This window comes from Mycobacterium sp. (genome assembly GCF_019247615.1).
GTDB lineage: Bacteria > Actinomycetota > Actinomycetes > Mycobacteriales > Mycobacteriaceae > Mycobacterium.
Map to the genome: position 1 here is coordinate 20,878 of NZ_JAFBAT010000202.1, position 6,721 is coordinate 27,598.

The 6,721-nt window shown below is 67.1% G+C and carries 5 protein-coding genes and 1 pseudogene; 5 read left to right on the forward strand and 1 reads right to left on the reverse strand.

Annotation, left to right across the window (positions count from 1 at the left end):
• Positions 1-84: 84 nt before the first annotated feature.
• The 5 genes from fadD11 (at position 85) to ilvA (ending at position 6,444) form a co-directional block, all read left to right on the forward strand.
• Positions 85-1,908 (forward strand): fatty acid--CoA ligase FadD11, encoded by a 1,824-nt coding sequence (gene fadD11, locus JO059_RS14055; protein WP_293319665.1) that lies wholly within the window; start codon positions 85-87, stop codon positions 1,906-1,908.
• Positions 1,905-3,809 (forward strand): lysophospholipid acyltransferase, encoded by a 1,905-nt coding sequence (locus JO059_RS14060; protein ID WP_293319667.1) that lies wholly within the window; start codon positions 1,905-1,907, stop codon positions 3,807-3,809. The genes fadD11 and JO059_RS14060 overlap by 4 nt, the downstream gene beginning before the upstream one ends.
• A gap of 75 nt (positions 3,810-3,884) precedes the next feature.
• The gene (locus JO059_RS14065; protein WP_293319669.1) at positions 3,885-4,649 is read left to right on the forward strand and encodes a DUF6065 family protein; all 765 of its coding nucleotides are present in this window, start codon (positions 3,885-3,887) and stop codon (positions 4,647-4,649) included.
• 42 nt (positions 4,650-4,691) lie between these two features.
• Positions 4,692-5,129 (forward strand): nitroreductase family deazaflavin-dependent oxidoreductase, encoded by a 438-nt coding sequence (locus JO059_RS14070; protein ID WP_293319671.1) that lies wholly within the window; start codon positions 4,692-4,694, stop codon positions 5,127-5,129.
• Positions 5,130-5,163: 34 nt separating this feature from the next.
• Complete coding sequence (gene ilvA, locus JO059_RS14075) at positions 5,164-6,444, forward strand: threonine ammonia-lyase (RefSeq protein ID WP_293319673.1); 1,281 nt, start codon at positions 5,164-5,166, stop codon at positions 6,442-6,444.
• A gap of 123 nt (positions 6,445-6,567) precedes the next feature.
• On the opposite strand, the pseudogene JO059_RS14080 reads toward ilvA, so the two are convergent.
• A pseudogene (locus tag JO059_RS14080) lies at positions 6,568-6,721 on the reverse strand (pyridoxamine 5'-phosphate oxidase family protein); the annotation flags it as partial.

A 6,721-nucleotide genomic window follows, 5' to 3' on the forward strand; every position in this document is an offset into this window, starting at 1 on the left:
TGCCGGGTGATGTGTTCCGTGCCACAACCCACGGGACGTACGCTCACGAAGGGCTCTGCTGATCCGGGCGCTTAGGAGAACAAAATGACGACAGCCGACAGTCCGGCCACCCTGTGCGAGGCGTTCCAGCGCACCGCGTCGATCGACCCGGATTTCGTCGCGCTCCGGACGCCCGGCGGCGCGCAGACGGTCACGTGGCGCGAACTCGCGGCGCAGGTGCGCAAGGCCGCTGCCGGACTGGCCGGCTTGGGGGTTGGGCCGGGGGACACGGTTTCGCTGATGATGGCCAACCGGATCGAGTTCTACCCTTTCGAGATAGGCGCCCAGCACCTCGGCGCGACGTCCTTCTCGGTGTACAACACACTGCCCGCCGAGCAACTCACCTATCTATTCGACAACGCCGGCACCAAGGTGGCGATCTGCGAGGAGCAGTACGTCGACCGGATCCGCGCCAGCGGTGCGCCCCTCGAGCACATCGTCTGCATCGACGGTTCACCGCCCGGCACCATTTCGGTGGACGACCTCTGTGCCGCCGGGCGAAAGGATTTCGACTTCGAGTCGACGTGGCGCAACGTGCGGTCCGACGATGTCGTCACTCTCATCTATACATCGGGGACCACCGGAAACCCGAAGGGTGTGGAGATGACCCACGCCAATCTGCTGTTCGAGGCGTCCGCCCTGGATTCTGTCCTCCCGATACAGTTCGGTGACCGCGTCACGTCGTTTCTGCCGACGGCGCACATCGCCGATCGGGTGATGGGCCTGTACGCGCTGGAGGTATTCGGCGCCCAGGTGACGGTGGTTTCCGACGCGCGTGCCATTGCTGCGGCGCTACCGGACGCGCGTCCCACCGTGTGGGGCGCTGTGCCGCGGGTGTGGGAAAAGCTCAAGGCCGCAATAGAATTCGCGGTCAGCCACGAAGAGGACGAAGTCAAGCGTCAAGCGTTGCAGTGGGCGATGTCGGTGGCTGCCCAACGGGCCCTGACGCTGCTGGCCGGCGATCCGATGTCGGCCGAGCTGGCCGAGGAGTGGGCGAAGGCCGACGAGCTGGTGTTGTGCAGGCTCCGCGAGCGGCTGGGCTTCGGCGAGCTTCGTTGGGCCGTATCGGGAGCGGCTCCCATCCCGAAGGAGACCCTGGCGTTCTTTCTCGGGATCGGCATCCCGATCAGCGAGGTGTGGGGGATGTCCGAGCTCAGCTGCGTCGCCAGTGTGACCCATCCGCGCGACGCGCGGCTGGGCACCGTGGGCAAACTACTACCCGGGCTGGAGGGCAGGGTCGCCGACGACGGCGAATTCCTGGTTCGCGGCCCGCTCGTCATGAAGGGCTACCGCAAGGAACCGGCGAAGACCGCGGAGGCCATCGACGCCGACGGCTGGCTGCACACCGGCGACATCCTCGACGTGGACCCTGATGGCTATCTGCGGATCGTCGACCGTAAGAAGGAGTTGATCATCAACGCGGCCGGAAAGAACATGTCGCCGGCCAACATCGAGAATGCCATCCTGGCGGCGTGCCCGATGGTCGGCGTGATGATGACGATCGGTGACGGACGGCCGTACAACACCGCGCTCCTGGTCTTCGACGCCGACTCCGTGGGCCCGTATGCGGCCCAGCACGGCCTGGCCGATGCTTCTCCCGCCGCGCTGGCGGGCGACCCGGAAGTGGTCGCCCGGATAGCCGCGGGTGTGGCCGAGGGAAACGCCAAACTGTCCCGGGTCGAACAAATCAAGCGCTTCCGCATCCTGCCGACGCTGTGGGAGCCAGGCGGGGATGAGATCACGCTCACCATGAAACTCAAACGCAAGCCGATCATGACGAAATACGCCACCGAGATCGAGGAACTCTATTCCGATGAGCTGCATCCGGAGGTGCAGGAGCCCGAAGCCGCAACGGTGCAGCCGGCATGAGTGGTGGACGCACGGCAGCCGCGCGTGAGGCCGGACGCGCAGGACTGCGAAAGGCGCTGCAGCGCAGCGGTTTAGTCGACGAATCAACGACTCCCTTGCCGACCGACGCGGACGAGGTGGTCCAACTGTTGGCGGCGCCGTGGTACGAAGAGCGGCTGATGAAGCTGGCGGCCGAGCTGGGGCGCGACCCGGCCAGCGTGCGTGCCGAGGCCGCGGGCTACCTGCGCGAGATGGCACCCACGCTGGAAGAGCGGGCGGTGAGGGCCTGGCGCGGCTTCAGCCGCTGGTTCATGCGCGCCTACGACGTGCTGGTCGACGAGGACCAGATCGCACAACTGCGCAAACTGGATCGCAAAGCGACACTCGCGTTTGCCTTTTCGCACCGCTCCTACCTGGACGGCATGCTGCTGCCCGAGGTGATCCAAGCCAACCGCCTGTCGCCCGCACTCACCTTCGGTGGGGCCAACCTGAACTTCTTTCCGATGGGCTCCTGGGCCAAGCGCACCGGCACGATCTTCATTCGGCGTCAGACCAAGGACATTCCCGTCTACCGCTTCGTGTTGCGCGCGTACGCCGCCCAGCTGGTGCAAAACCACGCCAACCTCACCTGGTCGATCGAGGGCGGACGGACCCGGACCGGCAAGCTGCGGCCGCCGGTCTTCGGGATCCTGCGCTACATCACCGATGCCGTCGACGAAATCGACGGTCCCGAGGTGTATTTGGTGCCGACGTCCATCGTCTACGACCAACTGCACGAGGTGGAAGCGATGACCACCGAGGCGTACGGCGCGGTCAAACGGCCGGAAGACCTTCGCTTCCTGATCCACCTGGCGCGCCAGCAGGGCCGGCGCCTGGGCCGGGCGTATCTGGATTTCGGCGAACCGTTGCCGCTGCGCAAGCGTCTCGAGGAATTGCGCGCCTTGGACACCTCGGCCTCCGGGACCGGAACGGAAATCGAACGCATCGCTCTCGATGTCGAACACCGGATCAACCGCGCGACCCCGGTCACGCCCACCGCAGTGGTGAGCCTCGCGCTGCTGGGTGCGGACCGGTCGCTGACGATCACCGAGGTGTTGGCCACCGTGCAACCGCTGGCAAGCTACATCGCGGCGCGAAACTGGACGGTTGCCGGTGCGGCCGACCTGACGAATCGCTCGACCATCCGGTGGACGCTGCACCAATTGGTCGCGTCGGGTGTGGTGACCGTCTACGACGCTGGCACCGAGCCGGTCTGGGGCATCGGCGCCGACCAGCACCTGGTCGCGGCGTTCTACCGCAACACGGCCATCCACATTCTGGTGGACCGCGCCATCGCGGAGACGGCGTTGCTCGCTGCCACCGAAAAGTCCGCCGACGGCCTGGTGCTGCCGGCCACCGTGCGCGACGAGGCGTTGGCCCTTCGCGAATTGCTGAAGTTCGAGTTCTTGTTCTCCGCTCGTGCGCAATTCGAGAAGGACCTCGCCGACGAGGTGCGGTTGATCGGGCCGGCCAAGGACCCAATCGATACCACCAAGGCCGCCAGCGCGGCCGATGTGCGGCGGCTGCTGGAAAAGGCAGACTTGCTGCTGGCGCATCTGGTGTTGCGTCCGTTCCTGGACGCCTATCACATCGTCGCCGACCGGCTGGCCGCCCTCGAGGACGAATCGTTCGACGAGCAAGGCTGTCTGGGCGAGTGCCTCGAGGTCGGCAAGCAGTGGGAGCTGCAGCGCCGGATCGCCAGCGCCGAGTCGAGGTCCATGGAGTTGTTCAAAACCGCGCTGCGACTGGCCCGGCATCGCGAGCTGGTGGACGGCTTCGAGGCCCCCGACATCGCCGCACGCCGGCGGGAGTTCGCCGACGAGATCGCCACCGCCATCCGGCGGGTCAACGTGATCGCCGAGTTGGCCCGGAAGCGTGCTTGACCCACTCGCTGTCGAAACAATGGATGGGGATTCATGGGGGAGAATCGTCGCGATGCAGATGCGCGGAGTGTCCGAGTGAGTGACGAGCACGACGGTCCGGCGCGTCCACTGATCGGGTTCATCACCGGGGACAATGCCCCGCCGATTGCCCCCGCGCCGGTCGGCCGCTCGTGGATGTCGGAGATGCCGCAGAGTTGGGCCAATCGGTGCTTACCAATGCTGGTCGCCAACCAGAGCGGTTGGGAAATCCGCAATCCGTGCGCGTTCACCGCCACCTGGATGGGCCGCGAAGACCGCCTGGGTGTGGTGATCGCACCCGATAAGCGCGACACCGGCCAGTTTCTGCCCACCAGCGAGTTCGGCGGGGGCATAGTGACCTGGCATCTGCCGCTGCTTTTTCGCACTCCGCCGGGCTACAACCTGCTGGTCCGCGGACCGGCGAACTATCCGAAGGACGGCGTGTCCCCGCTCGAGGGGGTCGTCGAAACCGATTGGGCGAGTTCCAGTTTCAGTATCAACTGGAAGCTCACGCGCAAACTGATGCCCGTGCGGTTCGAGGTGGACGAGCCGATCTGCATGATCGTTCCGCAGCGCCGTGCCGAGCTCGAGGAGTTCGCCCCGGAACTCCGGCGAATCGAATCTGACGAAGCTCTGCGCAGCAAGCACCAGTTCTTCCTGCAGTCACGTGCGGATCTGGGACGGCTGCAGGCAACGGCGAATCCCGACGGGACAGCCCGGGTGCCATGGCAAGGCGATTACACGCGGGGAAAACACGCGGACGGGGAGGCCGGGGCCGAGGATCACCAGACCCGCCGTCACCTTCGCGCGTTCGTCGAGTAGCGGGTCATGGTCGTGCTCGACTCGGGCCCTAGACTGGGGGGCATGCCGCTTACAGGTGAATACGCCCCCAGCCCCTGGGATTGGTCCCGCGAACAAGCCGACAAGTACGCCGAATCCGGTGGCAAAGAGGCCGCGGACATGAAGGGCAAGCCCATCATCCTGCTGACCACCGTCGGGGCGAAGACGGGGAAGATCCGTAAAACGCCGCTGATGCGCGTCGAGCACGACGGTGAGTACGCGATCGTCGCCTCGCTCGGCGGGGCTCCGAAGAATCCCGTCTGGTACTACAACGTCAAGAAGAATCCGCGGGTCGAGCTGCAGGACTGCGCGGTCACCCGCGAGTACGACGCCCGAGAGGTGTTCGGGGATGAGAAGGCGATCTGGTGGGAGCGCGCTGTCGACGCGTGGCCGGACTATGCCGAATACCAGAAAAAAACCGATCGGCAGATACCGGTGTTCGTGCTGACCCCCGTGAGCTGAATTCCGGCGTCGGTCGGCATGGCACCATTGATCGGTGTCCGCTGAACCGAGCCACCGCCGAAGCGAGTCGCCGCTGTGTGCGGCCGACATCGACGCGGCGGCGCAGCGGATCGCCCCGGTGGTCACGCCCACGCCGCTGCAGCTGAGCGATCGGCTGTCGGCGATCACCGGCGCGCAGGTGTACCTCAAGCGCGAAGACCTGCAGGTGGTCCGCTCCTACAAGCTGCGCGGCGCCTACAACCTGCTGGTGCAGCTGTCCGAGGAGGAGCTGGCAGCGGGCGTCGTGTGCTCGTCGGCGGGTAACCACGCCCAGGGCTTCGCATACGCGTGCCGGACGCTGGGGGTGCGCGGCCGCGTCTACGTGCCGGCCAAGACGCCCAAGCAAAAACGAGACCGTATCCGCTATCACGGCGGGGAGTTCATCGAGCTGATCGTGGCCGGCTCGACCTACGACCTGGCCGCCGAGGCGGCCCTGGCCGACGTCGAGCGCACCGGCGCCACCCTGGTGCCGCCGTATGACGACCTGCGCACCATGGCCGGACAGGGCACCATCGCCGTAGAGCTGCTCGACCAGCTCGACGGAGAGCCGGACCTGGTGGTGGTCCCGGTCGGCGGGGGCGGCTGCATCGCCGGCATCACCACCTACCTGGCCGAGCGCACGACCAACACGGCGGTCCTGGGAATCGAGCCGGCCGGGGCCGCCGCGATGATGGCCGCGTTGGCCGCCGGCGAGCCGGTGACGCTCGACCACGTCGACCAGTTCGTCGATGGGGCTGCGGTGAAGCGGGCTGGAACGCTGACCTATGCCGCGCTGGCCGCCGCCGGAGACATGGTGTCGATCACCACGGTCGACGAGGGTGCAGTCTGCACCGCGATGCTCGACCTGTATCAAAACGAGGGCATCATCGCCGAACCTGCGGGCGCGCTGTCGGTGGCCGGCCTGCTAGAAGCGGACATCGAGCCCGGATCCACCGCCGTCTGCCTTATCTCGGGCGGCAACAACGACGTGTCGCGCTACGGCGAGGTGCTGGAGCGCTCCCTGGTGCACCTGGGCCTCAAGCACTACTTCCTGGTCGACTTCCCGCAGGAGCCCGGCGCGTTGCGCCGATTCCTCGACGACGTGCTCGGGCCCAACGACGACATCACCCTGTTCGAGTACGTCAAGCGCAACAACCGGGAGACCGGCGAGGCGCTGGTCGGCATCGAGCTCGGGTCGGCCGCCGACTTCGACGGCCTGCTGGCCCGGATGCGGGCGACGGAGCTGCACGTCGAGGCCCTTGAGCCCGGCTCCCCGGCCTACCGCTACCTGCTCTAGGTGTTGACCTTTCACGCGTTCGGCGGCCCGGGCTTCGGCGCGCCGCGGCCTGGGCGGGGATCGTGATGCTGGTCGGATCGTGGTGGGACAACGCCCGCCGGGCCCGCGCGCCCGGGATTCCGCTCAGCGGAGGTACGCCGGCAGCGGGGTAGCGGGGTCCAGGTCGTCGGCCGGCACCGGCGGCCCGGCCTTCACGCCCAGCGGCACCACGCCGGCCCAGTGCGGCAGCGCGGCGTCCTCCGGATCGTCGATCGGGCCGCCGGCGCGTACCTTGGCC

What these genes read in the sequence shown, in the direction of transcription:
- fadD11 (WP_293319665.1), top strand. Translation starts at nt 85, where the DNA reads ATGACGACAGCCGACAGTCCGGCCACCCTGTGCGAGGCGTTCCAGCGC.
- JO059_RS14060 (WP_293319667.1), top strand. Translation starts at nt 1,905, where the DNA reads ATGAGTGGTGGACGCACGGCAGCCGCGCGTGAGGCCGGACGCGCAGGA.
- JO059_RS14070 (WP_293319671.1), top strand. Translation starts at nt 4,692, where the DNA reads ATGCCGCTTACAGGTGAATACGCCCCCAGCCCCTGGGATTGGTCCCGC.